The organism is Kocuria sp. GQ42 (genome assembly GCF_059758435.1).
This window is the reverse complement of the sequence record NZ_JCAXEN010000010.1, coordinates 74657-93489: the sequence shown is the minus strand read 5'-3', so window position 1 is coordinate 93489 and position 18833 is coordinate 74657. Positions and strand designations below refer to the sequence as shown.

At 72.7% G+C, this 18833-nt stretch carries 17 protein-coding genes; 10 read left to right on the top strand and 7 right to left on the bottom strand.

From position 1 onward, the window contains the following. Window positions 1-69 precede the first annotated feature (69 nt). Entirely contained in the window at window positions 70-462 is a 393-nt protein-coding gene (locus tag AC6CH6_RS17705; protein ID WP_498256139.1) for a universal stress protein, read from the bottom strand. A gap of 44 nt (window positions 463-506) precedes the next feature. Next, entirely contained in the window at window positions 507-1496 is a 990-nt protein-coding gene (locus AC6CH6_RS17700; RefSeq protein ID WP_498256138.1) for a 2-hydroxyacid dehydrogenase, read from the bottom strand. Between the two features lie 285 nt (window positions 1497-1781). On the opposite strand from AC6CH6_RS17700, the gene AC6CH6_RS17695 reads away from it, so the two are divergent. The 6 genes from AC6CH6_RS17695 to AC6CH6_RS17670 are packed head-to-tail and all read left to right on the top strand — an operon-like array spanning window position 1782 to window position 8326. Further along, the gene (locus AC6CH6_RS17695) at window positions 1782-3380 is read left to right on the top strand and encodes an ABC transporter substrate-binding protein (protein ID WP_133411618.1); all 1599 of its coding nucleotides are present in this window, start codon (window positions 1782-1784) and stop codon (window positions 3378-3380) included. 59 nt (window positions 3381-3439) lie between these two features. Beyond that, window positions 3440-4453 (top strand): ABC transporter permease, encoded by a 1014-nt coding sequence (locus tag AC6CH6_RS17690; RefSeq protein ID WP_133411619.1) that lies wholly within the window; start codon window positions 3440-3442, stop codon window positions 4451-4453. A gap of 9 nt (window positions 4454-4462) precedes the next feature. Beyond that, window positions 4463-5476 (top strand): ABC transporter permease, encoded by a 1014-nt coding sequence (locus AC6CH6_RS17685; RefSeq protein ID WP_498256137.1) that lies wholly within the window; start codon window positions 4463-4465, stop codon window positions 5474-5476. Continuing rightward, window positions 5473-6522 carry an ABC transporter ATP-binding protein gene (locus AC6CH6_RS17680; protein WP_498256136.1) on the top strand — a complete coding sequence of 350 codons (1050 nt, stop codon included), beginning with the start codon at window positions 5473-5475 and terminating at the stop codon, window positions 6520-6522. The genes AC6CH6_RS17685 and AC6CH6_RS17680 overlap by 4 nt, the downstream gene beginning before the upstream one ends. Continuing rightward, entirely contained in the window at window positions 6519-7610 is a 1092-nt protein-coding gene (locus AC6CH6_RS17675; RefSeq protein ID WP_498256135.1) for an ABC transporter ATP-binding protein, read from the top strand. Before AC6CH6_RS17680 ends, AC6CH6_RS17675 begins: the two co-directional genes overlap by 4 nt. Further along, window positions 7607-8326, top strand: a complete 720-nt coding sequence (locus AC6CH6_RS17670) for a sulfite exporter TauE/SafE family protein (RefSeq protein WP_133411622.1) — start codon at window positions 7607-7609, stop codon at window positions 8324-8326. The genes AC6CH6_RS17675 and AC6CH6_RS17670 overlap by 4 nt, the downstream gene beginning before the upstream one ends. Here AC6CH6_RS17670 and AC6CH6_RS17665 read toward each other — a convergent pair. After that, window positions 8312-9343, bottom strand: coding sequence for a 2-hydroxyacid dehydrogenase (locus AC6CH6_RS17665; protein WP_498256134.1), 1032 nt, complete (start codon window positions 9341-9343; stop codon window positions 8312-8314). The genes AC6CH6_RS17670 and AC6CH6_RS17665 overlap by 15 nt on opposite strands. Beyond that, window positions 9337-10656 (bottom strand): glucarate dehydratase family protein, encoded by a 1320-nt coding sequence (locus AC6CH6_RS17660; RefSeq protein WP_498256133.1) that lies wholly within the window; start codon window positions 10654-10656, stop codon window positions 9337-9339. The genes AC6CH6_RS17665 and AC6CH6_RS17660 overlap by 7 nt, the downstream gene beginning before the upstream one ends. Window positions 10657-10777: 121 nt before the next feature. Between AC6CH6_RS17660 and AC6CH6_RS17655 the strand changes: the two genes are divergently transcribed. Together AC6CH6_RS17655 and AC6CH6_RS17650 are read left to right on the top strand one after the other, a co-directional pair. After that, complete coding sequence (locus AC6CH6_RS17655; RefSeq protein ID WP_498256132.1) at window positions 10778-11728, top strand: LysR family transcriptional regulator; 951 nt, start codon at window positions 10778-10780, stop codon at window positions 11726-11728. A 70-nt stretch (window positions 11729-11798) separates the two neighbouring features. Then, the gene (locus AC6CH6_RS17650; RefSeq protein ID WP_498256131.1) at window positions 11799-12899 is read left to right on the top strand and encodes an alanine racemase; all 1101 of its coding nucleotides are present in this window, start codon (window positions 11799-11801) and stop codon (window positions 12897-12899) included. Between the two features lie 81 nt (window positions 12900-12980). On the opposite strand, the gene ulaA is transcribed toward AC6CH6_RS17650, so the two are convergent. Together ulaA and AC6CH6_RS17640 are read right to left on the bottom strand one after the other, a co-directional pair. Beyond that, the gene (gene ulaA, locus AC6CH6_RS17645) at window positions 12981-14528 is read right to left on the bottom strand and encodes a PTS ascorbate transporter subunit IIC (protein WP_498256130.1); all 1548 of its coding nucleotides are present in this window, start codon (window positions 14526-14528) and stop codon (window positions 12981-12983) included. Window positions 14529-14542: 14 nt separating this feature from the next. Further along, a complete protein-coding gene (locus AC6CH6_RS17640; RefSeq protein WP_498256129.1) occupies window positions 14543-15364 on the bottom strand; it encodes a PTS sugar transporter subunit IIAB in 822 nt (273 codons plus the stop codon). A 185-nt stretch (window positions 15365-15549) separates the two neighbouring features. Here AC6CH6_RS17640 and AC6CH6_RS17635 point away from each other — a divergent pair, with 185 nt between their 5' ends. Continuing rightward, window positions 15550-16764, top strand: coding sequence for an MFS transporter (locus AC6CH6_RS17635; protein WP_498256128.1), 1215 nt, complete (start codon window positions 15550-15552; stop codon window positions 16762-16764). A 208-nt stretch (window positions 16765-16972) separates the two neighbouring features. After that, complete coding sequence (locus AC6CH6_RS17630) at window positions 16973-18196, top strand: chorismate-binding protein (RefSeq protein WP_498256127.1); 1224 nt, start codon at window positions 16973-16975, stop codon at window positions 18194-18196. Window positions 18197-18243: 47 nt separating this feature from the next. On the opposite strand, the gene AC6CH6_RS17625 is transcribed toward AC6CH6_RS17630, so the two are convergent. Further along, window positions 18244-18783, bottom strand: a complete 540-nt coding sequence (locus AC6CH6_RS17625; protein WP_498256126.1) for a hypothetical protein — start codon at window positions 18781-18783, stop codon at window positions 18244-18246. Between the last annotated feature and the right edge of the window lie 50 nt (window positions 18784-18833).

Sequence of the window (18833 nt, the reverse complement as noted above, 5' to 3'; positions counted from 1 at the left end):
ACTGGTTCACGTGATGACTTCCTCTGCTCTGGCTCTTCGGGCGGTGGACGGCTTGCGAGGTGGGGGCGCTCAAGCCCGAGGGCCCACCCTGACCTTGACGGCGTGCACGGGGCATCCGGCCTCCAGCAGCACCCGCTGGGACAGGGATCCCAGGAGGAGCTTGCCGACGGGAGATCTGCGGCGGAGGCCGATGACCACCATCTGGGCGCCCGGCCGGTAGGACGCGTCGATGAGCGCATCGCCCAGGTCGTCGTCCTGACCCAGCGTGCGCAGCTCCAGGGCGATCCCGGATGCTTCGGCCTCGGCACGCAGGCCCGCCAGCACGTCCGCGTGCGGGACGGTGGCGTTCTCGGCCGGGACGAAGAGGGAGACGCCGGTGCGCCGGAGGACGGCTTCGGAGATGGCGGCACGGACCGCCGCCGATCCTTCAGGGGTGTTCGAGAAACCAACGGCGATGGCCATGGTCGACTTCCTTTCCCGGCCCCGGGAGGGCCGGAGCGCGGGACTCAGGAGATGGGCGTGAGGAGAGTGCCGCCGTCGAGAAAGCTGCGCAGATTGGCCAGCGTCAGCTCGGCCATGTCGCCCCTGGTCTCGACGGTTCCGCTGGCGAGGTGCGGCAGCAGGACCACGTTGTCCAGCTCCCGCAGGGCGGACGGCACGCGGGGCTCGTCGGCGAAGACATCGAGCCCCGCGCCGCCGAGGCGTCCGCCCAGGAGCGCCGCCACCAGGGCGTCCTCGTCCACGACCGAGCCGCGGGCGATGTTGATCAGGTAGCCCTCGGGTCCGAGGTTCGCCAGGACGGACGCGCCGACCAGCCCCACGGAGGCGGGGCCCCCGGCCGCGGCCACGATCAGGACGTCGACCGCCCCGGCCAGTTCCTCCGCGGAGTCCTGGTAGGCGTAGGTGGTTCCCTCGACCGGGCGGCGGTTGTGGTAGTGGATCTCGCACCCGAAGCCCTCGAGCCGGCGGGCGATGGCGCCGCCGATGCGACCGAGTCCCAGGATGCCCACTCTTCTTCCGGAGGCCCGCACGGCCAGCGGGAAGTTGCCCTTGGTCTCCCAGTCCCCGCGCCGGACGTAGCGGTCGGCCGCGGAGATCCGCCGCAGCACGTCCAGGTAGAGGGCCAGCGCGGTGTCGGCGACGCAGTCCGTGAGCACGTCGGGGGTGTTGCTGATCGGGATCCCGCGCGTCGCGGCCTGGTCGACGTCGGTCGCGTCGTAGCCGACGCCGAAGTTGACGATCGCGTCGAGGTTGCCGAGCCGGCGCATCAGATCGGTGTCGACTCCGACCTTGCCGGAGCAGACCGCGATCCGGACCTCGTCCGCGTGCTCCGCCAGGAACACCTCGCGCTCCCCCGGGGCGTCGGGCAGGCGCGCCGCCCCGAACTCGGAGGCCAGCACGGCCTGGACCGTGGGATTGACGGGGCCCACCTGGAGGATCCCGGCGCCGGCGCTCTGGACGGTGGACTCGGCCGCAGCCGGAGCGAAGTTGGTCATGAGTGCAACGTAAGGAGCGCATCGAATGCCGTCCAACACATAGATTGCATGGATCAATGCTGTTGAGGCATTGATTTGCCGTACGCCGCGGAATGTAGCGGAAGTCACATCCGGCGACCGCATCGAACTGCTCCTCCGCGGCCGTCCGGGGCGCCGTCACGGCCGTCCGGCTCCTTGACCGCCGTGTGGGCCGGTCCCACGCTGTCCATACGCCCGGCCGCCGGACAGCCCTCAAGGAGTCCGTCGAGGCCGGCATCCGCTCGATTCCCGTTCTCGGAGGACACCATGACGTTCGATCTGCCGCGCCCTGCCGCCACCACCATCGCGCCGAAGTCCGGCCGCCCCCGCCGACTGGTGTCCCTGTCGGCCGCCGCCCTCGGCACGGGGGTGCTGCTGAGCGGGTGCTCCGTCGCCAACTCCGAGAACGCCGCGGGATCCGGCGAAGCCTCGGACACCCTGCGCGTGGTCCTCCAGCAGGAGCCTCCGACGCTCGAGCCGTGCGAGGCGAACCTCACGAGCACGGGCGTGGTCGACCGTTCGACCATCACCGAGCCGCTCGTCGAGCGGAACCCGACCACGGGCGAGCTCGAGCCGAAGCTGGCCACCGAGTGGAGCTCCGAGGACGACCAGGCGTGGACCTTCACCCTCCAGGAAGGAGTCACCTTCCACGACGGGAGCGACTTCACCGCCGAGGACGCCGCGGCCACCATCGAGCGGGCCGTCAACTCCGACCTCGGCTGCAACGTCGAGGGCTACGTGTTCGGTGACGACGACCTCGAGGTGGAGGTCGTGGACGACACCACCCTGACGGTCACCGCGCCGCAGGCCGATCCGATCCTGCCCCTGCGGCTGTCCTTCCTCGAGGTGGTGCCCAGCGAGACCTCCATGACCGAGAAGGTGCGCGAGCCGATCGGCACCGGTCCCTATCAGCTGGACTCGTGGCAGCCGGGCCAGAACATCACCGTCTCGGCCTACGACGGCTACTGGGGCGAGCAGCCCGCCTATCAGAACGCCCGGTACGAGTGGCGGTCCGAGAGCAGCGTGCGCGCCGCGATGATCACCTCCGGCGAGGCCGACATCGCCACCGGGCTGAGCCCCGAGGACAACATCGGGGACCTCGGTGTCAGCTACCCCAACAACGAGACCATCGCCATCCGCATGCACGCCGACGAGGAGCCCTTCAGCGACCAGCGGATCCGCGAGGCCGTCAACTACGCCATCGACAAGGAGGGCATCGTCGCCAGCCTCTACGGCGGACGCGACCAGGTGGCCGCACAGCTCGTGCCGAAGGGCGTCGTCGGCCACAACGAGAGCCTCGAGGCGTGGCCCTACGACCCGGAGGAGGCCAAGAGCCTCGTCGCGGAGGCGAAGGCCGACGGCGTGAACACCGACGCCCCGATCAGCCTGGTGGTGCGTTCGGCACAGTTCCCGAAGATCGAGGAGCTGGGACAGGTGCTCCAGGAGCAGCTCAGCCAGGCCGGGCTCAACGTCAACCTCAAGATGCTCGAGACCAGCCAGCACCTCACCTACCAGGTCCGCCCGTTCGCCGAGGACGAGGGCAACATCGGCCTCCTGACGCAGCACGGCAACCAGGCCGGCGACGCCGCGTTCACCGTGGACCAGTACATGCTCTCCGACGGCGCCCAGAGCTCCTTCGGCACCCCGGAGCTGGACTCCATGATCGAGGAGGCGGGTGCCGCCACGGGCGAGGACCGGCAGGCCGCCTACGAGGAGATCTTCGAGTACCAGAACGAGAACGTCACGCAGTTCGCCCACATCGCGCACCAGACCGGCATGCTCGGCAAGTCCGCGGGCGTCGAGTACGAGCCCAACTCCTCGTCCGGCGACGAGCTGCGCCTCGCCGAGATGCGGCCCGCGCAGTAGCCGGCCGGCGCACGAGGACAGACGCCCGAGGACAGACACACGAGAACACAGGGGAAGTCATGCTGACCTATCTGCGCAAGAGGATCGTCTCCAGCGCCATCCCGCTGGCGGTCGTCATCGTCGGTGTCTTCGCGCTGGCCCGGCTCACCGGCAATCCGGCGAGCCTGTACCTGCCGCTGAACGCCACGCAGCAGATGCGTGACGACTTCGCGGCCCGCAACGGGCTGGACCAGCCGTTGCTGGTCCAGATGGCCGACTATTTCGGAGGGGTGCTGCAGCTCGACTTCGGCACCTCGCTCAGGACGGGGGAGTCCGCGGCGGCGATGGCGCTGCGGGCCTTCCCGGCCACCCTCCAGCTCGCCGCGATCACCATGGTCCTCGCCATCGTGCTCGCCGTGCTGGTGGGCAGCTGGGCCGCCCTGAAGCCCAACGGCGTCGCGGACCGGATCTCCAGCTTCATCTCCATGGCCGCGGCCTCCATCCCGGACTTCTGGCTCGCGATCGTCGGCATCTGGATCTTCGCCATCACCCTGGGGTGGGTTCCCACCTCCGGTGTGGGTGGAGCCGCCGCCTGGGTGCTGCCCATCGCCACGCTGGTCATGCGGCCGTTCGGGGCGCTGGTCCAGGTGGTGCGCGGCGCCATGGTCTCCGCGCTCTCCGAGCCCTACATCAAGCTGGCCCGGAGCAAGGGCGCCTCCCAGTCCCGGGTGGTCACCCGCCACGCGCTGCGCAACGCCGCGGCGCCCGCACTGACCGTCGCCGGAGACCTCACCGTGGGCCTGATCAACGGCGCGGTGGTCGTCGAGACGATCTTCGGCTGGCCCGGCATCGGCAAGCTCATGATCGACTCGATCCTGCAGCGGGACTTCGCCGTCCTGCAGGCCTGTGTGCTGCTGACCGCCATCGCGATCTTCGTCCTGAACATCGTCATCGACCTGGCCTACGCGCTGCTGGACCCCCGCGTCCGGCCGGCCTCCCCGGGGCCGAAGACCTCCAGGAAGCCCTCCGCCCCCACCGAGCCGCCGGCTCCCGCCGCCGTGGTCCCGGGCGCCCTGACCACCGCCAAGGCATAGGAGAAACCCATGAGTCAGCTCACCCAGGACGGACGGGCGGCGGACGGACCGCTGGATCCCGCGGAGATCGCGCCCCCGGAGTCCGCGCCCGCGGCGCCCCAGGACAGGAGTTCGGGGCACCCCAGCATGCTGCGCATGCTCCTGCGGGACAAGTTCGCCTGCACCGGTGCCGTCATCCTGGTCCTCGTCTTCCTGACGGCGATCTTCGGCCCGATGCTCATGGGCCCGCTGGACACCCGGCAGGACCTCATGTTCGCCAACAAGCCGCCGTTCGACCCCGCCAACGGCTGGGAGTACATCCTCGGCTCCGACTCGCTGGGGCGCTCCCTCCTGGCCCGCCTCGTCGTCGCCACCCGCACGACCCTGCTCGTGTCCGTGCCGGCGGTGCTGATCGCCATGCTCATCGGCTCCCTGTGGGGCGTGTGGGCCGGCTATCACCGGGGCTGGCGGGAGAGCGCCTCGATGCGGGTTGCCGACGTCATCATGAGCTTCCCCTCGCTGCTGCTCGCCGTCGTCGTGCTCTACGTCTTCAGCCCGTCGATCGCGAACATCGTGCTCATCCTGGCCATCACGCGCATCCCCATCTATCTGAGAACGGCACGTGCCGAGTCCGCCGAGCTCCAGAGCCGCACGTTCGTGGACGCCGCCAGGACCTTCGGGGCCCGGCCCAACACGATCATCCGCCGGCACGTGATCCCGGTGGTCATCCCCTCCATCCTGACGCTGGCCACGCTCGAGTTCTGCTACGTCATGCTCGCCGAGTCCTCGCTGAGCTTCCTCGGCATCGGCATCCAGCCGCCCGACATCAGCTGGGGCCTGCTCGTGGCGCAGGGGCGCCAGTACCTGCAGACGGCCTGGTGGCTGTCCATCTTCCCGGGTGTGGCGATCGTGGTCACCGCGATCTCGGCGAACATGCTGGCCGCCTGGCTGCGGATCGCCACGGATCCCTCCCAGCGCTGGCGGCTCACCCTGGCCAAGCGCAAGAAGTTCATCGTCCGGACCGATTCCCAGGAGTCCAAGTGATCACGAGCGCCCCCGTCGCCACCGAGCGCCGTACCGCCGTCGAGCACCCCGTGGTGCTCCGTGTCGACGGGCTCGACGTCGACATCCGCACCCCTGCCGGCACGGTCCGCGCCGTCAGCGACGCCGGCTTCGAGGTCCGGGCCGGCCGGACCCGCGCGCTGCTCGGGGAGTCGGGCTGCGGGAAGTCCATGACGGCCAAGGCCGTCGTCGGCCTCCTGGACCCCGTGGCCCACGTGGCCGGTGGCAGCATCCAGCTGAACGGCAAGGAACTGACGACCATGTCCCCGAAGCAGCGCCGCAAGGTCGCCGGAGCGGAGCTGGGCATCGTCTTCCAGGACGCGCTCACGGCCCTGAACCCGGTGTACCCGGTGGGGGTCCAGATCGGCGAGTCCTTCCGCATCCACCGCGGTCTCTCGGCGGCGCAGGCCCGGCAGGAGGCCATCGCGCTCATGCGCCGCGTGGGCATCCCCGAGGCCGAGCACCGGGTGGACGCCTATCCGCACCAGTTCTCCGGCGGGATGCGCCAGCGCATCCTCATCGCCGCCGCCGTGGCGCTCGGGCCGCGCGTGCTCATCGCCGACGAGCCCACGACCGCGCTGGACGTCACGGTCCAGGCCCAGATCATGGAGCTGCTGCGGTTGCTGCGCGAGGAGGAGGAGATGGCTGTCGTGCTCATCACCCACGACCTCGCCGTCGTCGCCGAGGAGGCCGACGACGTCACCGTGATGTACGCGGGCACCGTGGCCGAGAGCGGGCCCGTGGACGAGGTGTTCACCCGCCCCCGCCACCCCTACACCAAGGGCCTGCTCGAGTCGGTGCCGGTGGACGGGGAGCGCGGCGCCGCCCTGGCCTCGATCCCGGGCAGCCCGCCCGAGCTGAAGAACATCCCCCCCGGCTGCGTCTACCAGGACCGCTGCCCGCTGGTCTCCGCCCGCTGCCGCGCCGAACGCCCCGCCCTGCGCGAGATCGCCCCGGGCCACCGGGCGGCCTGCCACTACTCCGAGCTGCTCGCCACCGACACCGTTTCCGAGGGGATCGAGTCATGACCGCACTGCTGGATCGACCGCACTCCGACCACGGCGCCGCCCTGGAGGTCCGGGACGTCACCAAGACCTTCCACGTGGCCCGGAGCGCTTCGGGCCACAACCGTCTGCGCGCCCTGGACGGGATCGACCTGACCGTCGGCCGCGGCGAGACCCTGGGGCTCGTGGGCGAGTCCGGCTGCGGGAAGTCCACGCTCGCCCGGACCCTCATGCTGCTGGAGCGCCCCGACTCCGGGACCGTGTCCTTCGAGGGACAGGACCCCTTCGCGCTGAAGGGCAAGGAGCTCCTGGCCTGGCGGCGGCGCGTGCAGATGGTCTTCCAGGACCCCTTCGCCTCGCTGAACTCCCGGATGACGGCCGCGGAGATCATCTCCGAGCCGTGGACCACCCACCGGGACCTCTACCGCTCCGCCCGGGAGCGCTCCGCCCGGCTGCACGAGCTGCTCCAGCTGGTGGGTCTCCGGCCCTCCGACGCCAAGAAGTCCCCCCAGGAGTTCTCCGGGGGGCAGCGGCAGCGCATCGGCATCGCCCGGGCGCTGGCGCTGAACCCGGAACTGATCATCCTCGACGAGCCCGTCTCCGCGCTGGACCTCTCCGTCCAGGCCCAGGTGCTGAACCTGCTCAACGACCTGCAGCAGAAGCTCGGCGTCAGCTACCTCTTCATCTCCCACGACCTGTCCGTGGTCCGTCACGTGACGGACCGCGTGGCGGTGATGTACCTGGGCCGGATCGTCGAGACGGGCCGCACCGCGGACGTGTTCGAGCGCCCTCTGCACCCGTACACGGCCGCGCTGATGTCGGCCTCGCCGAAGCTGGATCCGGCGCAGCGTCCGGCGGAACGGATCGTCCTGCGCGGAGAGCTGCCCTCACCGCTGGACCCGCCCTCCGGCTGCCGCTTCCGGACCCGGTGCTGGCAGGCCCAGGACGTCTGCGCCACGGACGCACCGCCCCGGCAGGACGCCTCCTCGTCGGGCCGCACGACCCTGCCGATGCCGGGCCTGCGCGGCGACGTGGTGCACACGGCGGAGTGCTACTTCCCGATGGACGAGCCGGTCGCGGCCGGCTCCACCGCGCTGTCCGCCCGGGAATGAGTCTCGGCGTCTTCGCCGTCCTGGCGGCGACGTTCTTCGTCGCCGCCGCGCTGCAGGGGTCGATCGGGTTCGGCCTGGGGCTGGTGGCCGCCCCGGTCATCGCCCTGGTCGACCCCGCGCTGCTGCCCGCGCTCGTGATCATGCTGGCCACACTCGTGACGCTCCTGGTGGTGGTCCGCGAGCGCGCAGACCTGGACGTGCGCGGCGCCGGGTGGGCGCTGTCGGGGCGGATCCCCGGCAGCGTGCTCGGGGCCTGGCTGGTGGTCGTCATGCCGGCCACCGCCCTGGCGTGGCTCGTGGCCGGCAGCGTCCTGGTGGGCGTGGGCTCCGCGTTCCTGGGCTGGCGGCCCGGACCGCGCAGGCGGAACCTGGTGATGGCCGGAGCACTGTCCGGGGTGATGGGCACGGCGACGTCGATCGGCGGGGCGCCCATGGCGATCGTCTGGCAGGGACAGCCGCCCGCCCGGCTGCGGGGCACCATGAGCGCGTTCTTCCTCGTGGGGTCACTGGTGTCCATCGGACTGCTGACGGTGGCGGGGGCGGTCACCCCGGCCGTGCTGGCCGCGGTGCTCGGGCTCAGCCCCGCGGTGGTCGCCGGCTTCGTGCTCTCCCGGTGGGTGAACCGGCTGCTGGACGCCGCCCGGCTGCGGCTCCTGGCCCTGACGGCCTCGGCCGGCGGCGCGCTGCTGCTGGTGACCCGGCTACTGGTGGAGTGACCGTACGGGCGGGGTCCCGCGGCGCACCACGTTGCGGAGCTCCTCGCCGCGGGCGAGCCGGACGACGTTGTCGGCGATGTCGTCGGCGCGGCCCTCGAACGTGCTGCGGGCGTGCCCGGAGTGGTGCGGTGTGAGCAGCACGTTGTCCAGCTCCGCGAACGGCAGGTCGGCCGGTGGGGTGCGGCCCGGGGCAGGGGCGCCCCACCAGACGTCGATGGCGGCGCCGGCGATGTACCCCTGGACCAGCGACCGGTACAGGGCGTCCTCGTCCACCACCGGACCGCGCGCGACGTTGACGAGCACCGCCGTCGGGCGCATCGCGGCGAGCTCCGCCGCACCGATCATGCCCTCGGTGGCGGCCGTGAGCGGGACGGTGACGACGACGACGTCGGACTCCGCCAGCAGCCGGGGCAGGTCGGCCGGTCCGCCGACCCAGCGCGGGTGCACGCCGTCGGGCACCGGGGCGTCCGGGCGGTGCCGGACCGCGACCGTGGACATGCCGACGGCCTCGGCCAGGCGGACGGTCTCGAGACCGATGCTGCCGAGTCCGAGGACGCCGAGGGTCATCGTGTCCAGCGTCGGGTGCAGCGGGACGCCCGGGTCCGTCGCGATGGTGCGCCACGTGCCCGCCCGCAGCTCGCGGTCGGAAGGGAGCAGCCGCCGCGAGAGCGCCAGCACGGACATGAGCACGTGCTCGGCGATGGGGCGGGCGTGGTGGAAGGTGTTGGCCACCGACGCCTGCGCGGGCAGGGCCTGGACGGCGACGCGGTCCAGGCCGGCGCCGGTCACCTGCACCAGGCGGACCGCCAGCGCGGACGCCGCCTCCGCGGCCTCGAGACGGGAGCACACGAGGACATCGGCGCCGGCGACGGCCGCGGCCCTGTCGGCGGCGGAGGCGTCGGCCAGGAACCGCCACCGGTGCTCCGGGGCGGCCGCGGTGAGACGCTCCGCGAAGCGGCTGATGATCGGGTCCGTGACGACGACGTCCAGCACTTCGGGGGCCGGCGCGGTCACCACCGGGGGCTCGCGAGTTCGTAGCCGGGCTGGACGCGGCGCATGTAGCCGGTGTCGTCGCGCTCGCGGAGACCGCAGTCGAGGTACTGGCGGTGCAGGCGCTCGAGGCCGTCCGGGTCGATCTCGACACCGAGTCCCGGTCCCGCCGGCACGGCAACCGCACCGTGGGCGACGGACAGCACGCCCGGCTGGACGACGTCCTCGTCGTGGTCCTTCCACGGCCAGTGCGTGTCGCACGCGTAGTCCAGGTTCGGGGTGGCGGCGGCGAGGTGGACCATGGCCGCGAGGCTGATCCCCAGGTGGGAGTTCGAGTGCATCGACAGGCCCAGCCCGAAGGTCTCGGCGATCCCGGCGAGAGTCTGCGAACGGCGCAGACCGCCCCAGAAGTGGTGGTCGGAGAGCACGACGTCCACGGCACCGGCGGCGAGGGCGGGCGGCAGGTCCGCGAAGCTCACCACGCACATGTTGGTGGCCAGCGGCAGGTTCACCCGGTTCCGGACGGCGGCCATGCCCTGGATGCCGGGCGTCGGGTCCTCGAGGTACTCGAGGACCCCCTCCAGCCGGCGCCCGATGCGCACCGAGGTCTCGACCGTCCACGCCCCGTTGGGATCGATGCGCAGGGGCAGTGCGGGGAACTCCGCGCGCAGCGCCTCGACGGCCTCCGCCTCGGCGTCGGGCTCCACGACCCCGCCCTTGAGCTTGAGGGCCGTGAATCCGTAGTCGTCCACCATCCGGCGGGCCTGCGCCACGATGCCGTCCGGGTCGAGCGCCTCCCCCCAGGAGTCCTCGGCTCCGTCCGGGTGCCCGGCCCACTTGTAGAAGAGGTAGCCGCTGAACGGCACGGCGTCCCGGACCCGTCCGCCGAGGAGCTCGCTGACGGGCACCCCCAGGATCCGGCCCTGGATGTCCAGTGCCGCGACGTCGAAGGGCGAGAGCACACGGTCGGCGGTGGAGGAGCCCGTGACCATCCCGCTCATGCCGTGGCCGCCCGCGACGGTGTCCGCGGCGAGAGCACGGGTCACCCGGGCCCGCAGGTCGTTGGTGTTGAAGGGGTCCGCGCCCACGACGGCCTCGGCCGCCAGGCGCAGGCGCTGCAGGTGACCCGCGTCCCCGTAGGTCTCGCCCAGCCCCGTGACGCCGGCGTCGGTGGACACCTGCAGGACCGCCCGCAGCGCGAACGGTTCGTGCACGCCCACGGTGTTCAGCAGGGGCGGGTCGGTGAACGCCACGGGCGTCACGGTCACGCCCGTGATGACCGTCTGCCGGGAGTGGAGGGAGGGCTCCGCGACGTCGCGGTCTGCGTGGATGAAGGGCATCTCGGGTGGTCCTCTCCTGGGACGGCCGTGGAGACGGGCCGTCGGTCCTCTCCACGCTAGAGAGGCCCGGCCATGCCTGTCCAAGCTAAAATAGGCACTCAATCATTCAAGGAGTGGATTGATGTATTCCCTGATCCAGCTCGAGTCCTTCGTGGCCGTGGCGGAGGAGCTCCACTTCGGTGCCGCGGCGGCGCGGTTGAACATGACACAGCCTCCGCTGAGCCGGCAGATCCAGCTGCTGGAGCGTGAGCTCGACGCCCAGCTCTTCAAGCGCAGCAGCCGGAAGGTCCAGCTCACGGAGGCCGGTCAGACGCTGCTGCCGAGCGCCCGGCAGATCCTGGACCTGTGCGCCAAGACCGAGCTGGACGTCCGGCGGGTGGCCACGGGCGACGCCGGCTCCATCGTGATCGGCTACACCGCCATCGCCGGTCAGTCCAGCCTGCCGGGCATCCTGCGGCTCGCGCGGCAGCACATGGAGGGCGTGCACCTGGTGCTGCGGGAGGCCGTCTCCGTGGACCAGATGGACGCCCTCTCACGGGGCACCATCGACATCGGCCTCCTGCGGCCGATCGTCAACCGCTCCGGAGTGGTGACCCGGCCCCACATGGAGGACCGGCTCGTGGCCGCGCTCCCCGACGGGCACCTCCTCGCCACCGGTCACGGCGTGCGGATGCGCCAGCTCGACGGCCTGCCCCTGATGATGTACTCGACCTCCGAGGCCCGGTACTTCCACGACCTGGTCATGCGGCTGTACGAGAGCGCCGGAGCACATCCTGTGGTCACCCAGCTCGCCAGCCAGGTCCCCGCCCTGCTCGCGTTCGTGGCGGCCGGCCTGGGCGTGAGCCTGGTGCCCGCCTCGGCCATGGACTTCTCTCCCCCGGGGGTGGTCTTCGAGGAGCTGGCCGGTCCCGCCGGCCTGGCGGACCTGAACCGGGCCGATCTGCACGTGGCCTGGAACGAGACGAGCAACAACCGCGCGGTGGCCCGTCTGCTGAGCCTCATCCTGGAGGACGACGAGGCGGTCCGGGCCCTGGCCGATGACGACGGCCCCGGCGACGCACCGACCCCCTGACCGACGATTCACCGATCCACCGATCCACCGATCCACCGATCCACCGATCCAGGCACCGGCGAGGAGCCCCATGCACCGCATCCCCGAAGAGGTCGACACCCCGGACGTCCTGATCGACCGGGACGTGCTCGAGCGCAACATCGCGCGGATGGCCGCGGCCGTGCGCGAGCGGGGCTTGCTGCTGCGCCCGCACGCCAAGACGCACAAGGTCCCGGAGATCGCGGCGCTGCAGCTCGCCGCCGGCGCGGCCGGGCTGACCGTGGCCACGCTCGGGGAGGCCGAGGTCTTCGCCGCGCACGGGGCCGAGGACCTCTTCATCGCGTACCCGCTGTGGGTCGGCCCGCGCCAGGCGGAGCGCCTGCGCCGGCTGAGCGCCGCGGCCCGGATCAGCGTGGGGGTGGACTCCGCCGAGGCCGCCGCCGTCATGGGCGAGCAGCTGGGGGACGCGGCGGGGGACGTCGCCGTGGTCGTGGAGATCGACAGCGGCCACCACCGCAGCGGGGTCCGCCCGGAGGCCGCCGCGGACGTCGCCCGGGCCGCGGCCCGGGCCGGGCTGCGCGTCGAGGGCGTCTTCACCTTCCCGGGCCACGGCTACGCCCCGGGCATGCCGGTCGAGGCGGCCGCGCAGGAGCAGCAGGCCCTGGACCGGGCGGCCGGGCAGCTGGCGGCCGCGGGCTTCGAGGTGCTGCGCCGCAGCGGCGGCTCCACGCCCAGTGCGCTGCTGACCGACAGCGCCACGGCCACGGAGGTGCGGCCGGGGGTCTACGTCTTCGGCGACGCCCAGCAGCTGGAGCTCGGCCGGTGCGCTCTCGAGGACATCGCCCTCACCGTGGCCGCGACCGTGGTCAGCCGGCACGAGGGCGGGAACGGGGTGCCGCGGCGGACCGTCCTGGACGCCGGCAGCAAGGTCCTCGGCAGCGACCGACCCGCCTGGGCCACCGGCTGCGGGCGGTTGATGGACCACCCGGACGCCCGGATCACGGCCCTGTCCGAGCACCACGCCACCGTCGTCTGGCCGGAGGACGCCCCGCTGCCCACCCTCGGCGAGCGCCTGCGCGTCATCCCCAACCACGTGTGCCTGACCATGAACCTCGTCGACGACGTGGCCGTGGTGCGCGACGGCGCCCTGCTGGAGCGCTGGACCGTGGCCGCGCGGGGCCGCAACTCCTGACCCCGCGGCGCGCCGGGCGCCCGCAGAACGATCCCGGACCGGCGGATCGGCGCGAGGCGGCGGCGGAGCCGATCCGGCGGCTCAGCGCGGGGGCGGCGGCGGAGCGGGCGCGCCCTTCGGCGGCGCGATCTTGGGGAACGAGCGGGCAGCCCCCGGGGCCGCCGCGTCCTCGGTCTCCTGGGCGCCTGCGGTCCCGGGCCAGGCGCGGCCGGCGGCCGGGTCCCAGCGGGTGTCGACCACCTTGCGCTGCACCACGATCGCCAATACCAGCACCCCGAGCCCGATCAGGGAGATGACCGCGATGCCGCCGACGGACCCGATCTTGGCGGCGGAGCCCACCGCGATGCCGAACCAGCCGAAGTCGGCGTCGCCGAAGGTGGTGTTCTCCTCCCCGAAGGCGCCCAGGACGGAGAGCAGGAACGCGGGCAGGAACGTGATGATCAGGCCGTTGACGAAGCCGCCGGCGAGGGCTCCGCGACGCCCTCCGGTCGCGTTGCCGTAGACGCCGGCCGCGCCGCCGGTGAAGAAGTGGGGCACCAGGCCCGGCAGGATCAGGGCGAGGCCGATGGCGGGGTTGAGCCAGACGGAGAGGACGAGCAGCCCGATCAGGCCTCCCACGAAGCTGGAGATGAAGCCCAGCAGCACGGCGTTCTGCGCGTAGGGGAAGACGATCGGGGCGTCGAGGGCCGGGATGGCGCCGGGGACGACCTTGGCGGCGATGCCCTGGAAGGCCGGGACGAGCTCGCCCAGGATGGTGCGCACGCCGAAGAGGATGACCGCCACGGCCACGCCGAACTGCAGCCCCTGGGTGATCGACATCATGATGTAGTTGCCGATCCCGGTGGCGCCGCCCTCGAACGCGGTGAAAGCCTCTTCGGTCCCGGCCCGGGCGAGGAAGAGCACGGCGAGGACCACGTACATCAGTGCCATGGACAGGGCCGTGGCCACCATGGAGTCGCGGAGGAAGCGCAGCCCCTCCGGCAGCTTCGTGTCCTCGGTGGACCGGCTCTTCTTCCCCACGACCTGGCCCACGGCTCCGGCTGCGATGTAGCCGGCGGTGCCGAAGTGGCCGATGGCGACGCTGTCGTCGCCGGTGATCCTGCGGGTCCACGGGTGGGCGAGCGCCGGGAGGGAGACCATGAGGATGCCGAGGAGCACGGCGCCGAGCAGCACGGTCACCCAGCTGTCGTACCCGGCGGTGGCGAGGATGATGGTCAGCATCGTGGCCATGAACAGCACGTGGTGGCCGGTGAGGAAGACGTAGCGCAGCGGGGTGAAGCGGGCGAGCACGAGGCTCACGGCGAAGCCGAGGATCATCAGCCACGCGACCTGGGCCCCGTACTCGGCCTGGGCGATCCCGGCGATGGCCTCGTTGGTGGGGATCACGCCCTGGGCCCCGGTGGCGCCCAGGATCATGGCGCCCAGGGGTTCCAGGGAGGCGACGACGAGGGTGGCCCCGGCGCCGATCAGCAGGAAGCCGAGGGTCGCCTTGATGGCGCCGCCGATGATCTGGCCGGTGCTCTTGCGCAGGGCGGCCAGGCCCACGGCGGTGATGATGCCGATGAGGAACGCCGGGACGGCGAGGATCTCGCTGACCAGGAACTCGGGGATGCTGACGAGCCAGTTCACGGGAACACCTGCTTCTAGACGTCGTAGAGCTCACGCAGGGCGGCGTCGAGCTCGGTGGTGCTGGTGAAGTTCTCGATCACCTTCACGGGGACGCCGACGTCCCCGAGGGTGCGGGCGATCTCCCCGGAGGTGAGGATCAGGTCGGCCTCCTTGGCCTTGCCGCGGGCCGAGATGGTGTCGGTCGCCTCCACCGTGAGGTACTTGCCCCACCCCCAGTGGTCGAGCACTTGTTCCAGGGTGTTCTTGAGGAACAGGCTGGTGCCGAGCCCGTTGCCGCAGACGGTGAGGATCTTGTTCCGGCTGTCCGCGGCCGCCTCCGCCGCTGTCGTCGCCGGTTCTGCTGCCGGAGCCTCGTCCGTCGTCGACGGTCTTCCCGACGGCGCCGGGGCCTCCTCCGTCAGCACCGCGAGCACCTCCTCCGGGGTCCTCGCCTCGTCCAGGGCGGTCCGGGTCCTCGGCGAGCTCAGCAGCGTGGCCAGCGTCCGCATGGCCTGGAGGTGCTCCTTCTGGTCCTTCGCGGAGAGGGCGACGACGAGGGTCACGGGGTCGTTCGCCGCGTGCCCGAACTCTACCGGCCGGGCCAGCCGGACCCAGGACATCGCAGTGCGGTGGACCGCCTCCGAGGGCCGGGCGTGGGCGAAGGCGAAGCCCGGCGCCACCACGATGTACGGGCCGTTCTCCTCGACGCTGGTGATCATGGCCTGCGTGTACTCGGCGCTGATGGCACCCTGGCGCTCGAGGAGCCCACCGGCCAGCGCGATGGCGGCCCGCCAGTCCTCCGCCGGTTCGTCCAGGCAGATCGATCCGAGGTCCAGCAGCCGGCTGAGGTGAGACATACCTGACATGGTATCCCATTCCCGTCCGTTTATGTGATCCACATCACATTCATTTTGTCCGATCCGGCCGGCAGCAGGAGGGCCCGTCCCGAGGCCGGGCGCGGATCTGGCAGGCTGGCACCAGCACCTGCCCCGCCGGCAGGAGATCACTGCACCAGATCACCGCACTGTCGGGGAGGACCGAGATGAGCCAGCGTTCCGTGCCCGCGCACGCCCTGCCGTGGGTCGTCGTCGGCATCGTGCTCGTCGCGCTGAGCCTGCGCGGACCGATCATCGCCCCGACCCCGGTGATCACCGAGCTCCAGTCCGACCTCGGGCTCTCGGCGGCCACCGCGGGCCTGCTCACGGGCCTGCCGGTGCTGCTGTTCGCCCTGGCCACCCCGCTGGCCTCGAAGCTCATCGGCCGCGCCGGCCCGGAGGCCGCGGTCCTGGTGTGCCTGAGCGGCGTGCTGGCCGGGACCGTGATCCGCTCGGCCGGCCCCGCCCCGGTGGTCCTGGCCGGCACCGTGGTCATCGGTGCCGCGATCGCCGTGGGCAACATCGTGGTCCCGGTGATCATCCGCCGCGACGTCCCCTGGCGCCGGATCCCCACGGTCACCGCCGCCTACACCGCCGCCCTCAACCTCGGGTCGATGATCACCGCCCTGGGCACCGCCCCGCTCGCCGCGGTGATCGGCTGGCGGGCGGCACTGGCCTCCTGGGGCGTGCTGACGCTGGCGGCCCTGGTGTTCTGGCTGGTCGTGGCCCGCCGCCGGGCCGGCACACCGCACACCACCCCCGCCCCGGCCGAACCCGACACCGCCACCGGGGCGCTGCGCCAGGCCCGGGGCACCACGCAGATCCGGCGCATCGGCTGGTGGCTGACCCTGGCCTTCTGCGGGCAGGCCATCTCCTACTACTCCGTCACCGCGTGGCTGCCCACCCTGCTGGCCGACACCCGCGGGCTGAGCCTGGCCGCCTCCGGGGCCGGGGCCTCCCTGTTCCAGGTCGCCGCCATCGCCGGGGCCCTCGGGGTGCCCCTGCTGGCCACCCGCGCCCCGGCGTGGGCGCCGGTGGCCGTCATCGGGGCGCTGTGGATCACCCTGCCCGTCGGGCTGCTGATCGCCCCCGAGTACTACCTCGTGTGGTCCGCCGTCGGCGGCGTCGCCCAGGGCGGGGGCTTCACCACGATCTTCTCGATCGTCGCGCGCATCGTGCGCACCGACGCCGAGGCCGCCGCGACCTCCGCCCGCATCCAGGGCGCCGGCTACCTCGCCGCAACCGTCGGCCCGCCGCTGATCGGGGCCCTGAACACCGGCACCGGCGGGTGGACCGTCCCGCTGCTGGTCGTCCTGGCCGCCACCGTGGTGTTCCTGGTCGGGGGGCTCCTGGCGGTCACGGAGACCCGCCGCCGCCGATAGGGGCACCTCCCCCACGAGCAGCCCGCCGCCGGGCACCGCGGGACGCCGCGGCGGCACGGCCGCGCCACCGAGCACGCACCCCGGCGGCCGAATTGGGCATCGAATTAGAGCAGAGAAGTGTCAGCTATTCCGCGGACGGACTGCTACAGTCGAGCCACGAACCACTGAGGGTACCCTTACCCCGTCCGCTCGACCGAAGGCTCCGCCCATGCTCCGTGGCACGACGCCCCCCGCCGGCACGCCCGTTCCCCTGCCCCGGGGCGAGGCAGGGGGCGGCGCACAGGGCCTCGAGGGCGACTTCGCGTTCGCGGGCCGCCACGGGATCCTCCTCGCCCGCCGGGACCGGGAAATGTCCGCCGGACGGATCACGGACGGCGGCGTGGATCCGGTCCTGGCCCGCCTGGACGAGGTCACTCGCGCGGTGGCCGGCACCCGGCCCGGCGGGGGGACCCGGCCGGTGCTGTGCGGCACCATCCCCTTCGATCCGGACGAGCCGGCCGACCTGTTCCTCGCCGAGCGGCCCGTGTGGGCTCCCCGCCCGGCGCCCACGGCCCCGGTGCCCCTGGCGCGGCAGCTCGTGCCCACTGCCCCGGCACCGGACCCCGACCACCACGAGGCGCTCGCCGAGGCCCTGGACCGCATCGGCCGCGGCGCCGCCCCGCACCTGGTGCTGGCCCGCGCCCTGGAGCTGGAGCTCCCCGCACCCGCGGACCTGGACCGGCTGTGGGACGAGCTGGTGGCCCGCGCCCCCGGCGGCCACGCCTTCCTGGTGCGCCCCTGGGACGGCGGCACGGTCCTCGGTGCGGGCCCGGAGCTGACGGCCGAGGTGCGCCCGACCGGCTTCGCCGCCCATCCCCACACCGGCTGCGCCGCACGCCACCCCACGGTCTCGGGCGACGCGGCCGCCCAGCAGTCCCTGCTGCGCTCCCCCGCCGCCCGGCGGCGGCATCAGCACGTCGTCGAGCACCTGGCCCGCCGTCTGGCACCGCACGCCGCGTCCCTGCACGTACCCGGGCAGCCCAGCGTGCCGGGCACCGACGCCGCCTGGCACCTGGCGACCCGTCTCACCGGCAGGCTGCACCGGGGCACCAGCGCGCTGCACGCCGCGGTGGCGCTGCACCGTGCGTCCGCCGGCGCCCCGGACCGGGAGACCCTGTCCCTGATCCGTGAGCTGGAGCCGCGGCCCCGCGGGGTCTTCGCGGGTCTGGTGGGCTGGACCGACGCCGCCGGGCACGGCCAATGGGTGCCGGTCCTGCGCAGCGTCCACCTGCACGGCACGCGCGCCCGGCTGCACGCCGCCGCGGAGCTGGACGCCGCCTCCACCGTGGCCGGTGCGCTGGCGGAGACGGCGGCGAACTTCGGCACGGTGCGGGCGGCGCTCGCGGCCGCCGGCGCGCCGGCGCGGACCGGCGCGGTCCCGCACGCCGCCTGACCCGTCACGCCCGGGGGGCACCGGCCCCCGTCACCGGGGGCCAGCGGTCAGTCGAGCTCCACCACGGTGACCGGCAGGGGCAGGGACTCGGCGGTGAAGGTGGTCTGTTCGGAGAAGGGCACCCCCGCTTCGTCCCGGCCGAAGCACAGGGCGAGCACCTCCCCCGGCTCGGTGCCGGCCATGAGGGTCCAGTGCTGGCCGGTCGCGTCCACGGCGTGGGCCTGGTGGTCGAGGTCCGCCTCGCCCTCGACGTCGGCGAAGCGGGCCCGGTAGGCCTCCAGCTCCTCGGGGGTCTGGAGCACCCCGGCGGAGACGACCGCCTCCTCGTCGCCGGTGACAGCCGGGGCCACCGGATAGGCGATGCGGAACGGCGGCTCGAGGACCTCCAGCAGCTCCCGGGCGGGCGTGGCGTCGTCACCGCGCAGCCACAGACGGCCCGTGCCGTCGACGAAGCCCGTGTACTCCTCGTCGTTGGGGTAGAAGCAGAGGAACCCCGAGCCCGGGATGCGCGCGGCCAGCCCGGTGAGGTCCGCGGCGTGCTCCACGGTCAGGAAGCGGGTGAGGGGCTCCAGCAGCAGGGGTTCCACGGGCGATGTCTCCTAGCGGGGCGGCGGGGCGGTGGGACGACGACGGGGCG